The 1,571-nt window shown below is 61.2% G+C and carries 1 protein-coding gene; it reads right to left on the minus strand.

Translation table 11 applies throughout. The annotated features are described in order from the left end of the window. Window positions 1-1,571 (minus strand): HsdR family type I site-specific deoxyribonuclease (locus tag H5U38_00075; protein MBC7185407.1); only part of this gene is annotated, 1,571 nt, incomplete at both ends.

A 1,571-nucleotide genomic window follows, 5' to 3' on the forward strand; every position in this document is an offset into this window, starting at 1 on the left:
GCTGCCTTGTCTGCGGACTTGCCGGCATGCAAAGGCAAATAGTCGGTCCGGCCTGTTTCCATCAGGTCAGCAAAGCGCTTTTGCAGCACCTCGATGCCTTCCACCACGCCGCTCACGTCCTGCGAATCGAAGGCCAGCGCCCGTTCCAGGTTCTCGAAGACGCCGACAAAGTCCAGGATCAAGCCGCTGGTCTTGCGCTGACCGTCCTCGCTCTCGTAGGGACGGTTGACGCGGGCGATCGCCTGCAAAAGCACATGATCCCGCATGGGCTTGTCGAGGTACATGCAGTAGAGGATGGGGGCATCGTAGCCGGTGAGCAGTTTCTCGGTAACGATGAAAATCTGCGGGTTCTCCCCCGGCTTGCGGAATGCCTTGCGCAGACTGCTCTCTTCGTCCTTGCTTAGGTGGTGGCGCCTGAGATGCGGCGGGTCGTTATGTCCGGCGCTGATGAGCACAGCACTCCATGCCGGCGGTAGAAAGCGGTCTATGGCTTCTTTGTAGAAGGTACAGGCCTCGCGATCCGCGGCCACCAAAAAGGCTTTGTAACCCATGGGCTGCACGTACTGCCGGAAATGGTCGGCCACAAAACGCGCGATCTTCTCCACCCGCTCGGGGTTCTTGAGCATGTTGGTCAGCGTCACGGCGCGGTCCAGGACGCGGTTGAGTTCCTCCACATCGGCCACGCCCTCGAGTTCCGCGAGCGCCCAGAACTCGCGCTCCATCGCCTCGCGGTCGGCCATCAGGTCGTTGGGCGCCAGTTGATAGTGCAACGGGACGGTGGTGCCGTCCTCGATGGATTCGCGGATGGAGTACTTATCCAGGTAGCCCTGCGGGTCATCGGCGCCGAAGGTCTTGAAGGTGCCTTTGCCGTGGGCGGTGCGGTCAATGGGCGTGCCGGTGAAGCCGATGAACGTGGCGTTGGGCAGCGCGCCCATCAGGTAGTTGCCCAGGTCGCCGCCGGTGGAACGGTGAGCCTCATCTACCAACACAAAGACGTTGCGCCGCATGCACAAGTTGGCAGGTACGTCGTCGAATTTGTGGATCATCGAAACGATGAGCCCGCCCGTGTCGGAGGACAGCAGCTGGCGCAGGTGGCGTTTGGAGTGCGCCACATGCACACGCTTGAACCCAACCGCCTCCAAGTTTAGGAAAAGTTGCTGCTCCAATTCATTGCGATCCACGATGAGCAAGACGGTTGGATTGTCGAAAGTTGGCATTTCCAGCAGGCGACGGGCGATGGTGAGCATGGTATAGGTCTTACCTGAGCCCTGCGTGTGCCAGATTAAGCCGCGGCGTTTCTGTGGGTCGCGCGCACGGACCAGCACGCGTTCGGCGGCGCGCATCTGGTGCGGGCGCAGGACGATTTTCTGCAGTTCGCCGTCCTTGCGGGCGAAGAGGATGTAATCGGTGAGCACGCGCAGCACCCGGCGCGGGGCGAGGAAGGATTTGACCAGCGTTTCAAAATCTACGTTGAGGCGACCCGGGTGCTCGCTCACCTCCTCCCGCCAGTTGAGGAGCGTCTTGCGGGAGAGCGACCAGGTAGCCGCGTAGAAGAATCGCACCAAGTGCGT

It is taken from the genome of Calditrichota bacterium, from assembly GCA_014359355.1.
In the GTDB taxonomy this organism is placed as follows: Bacteria; Zhuqueibacterota; Zhuqueibacteria; order JANLFK01; family Oleimicrobiaceae; genus Oleimicrobium.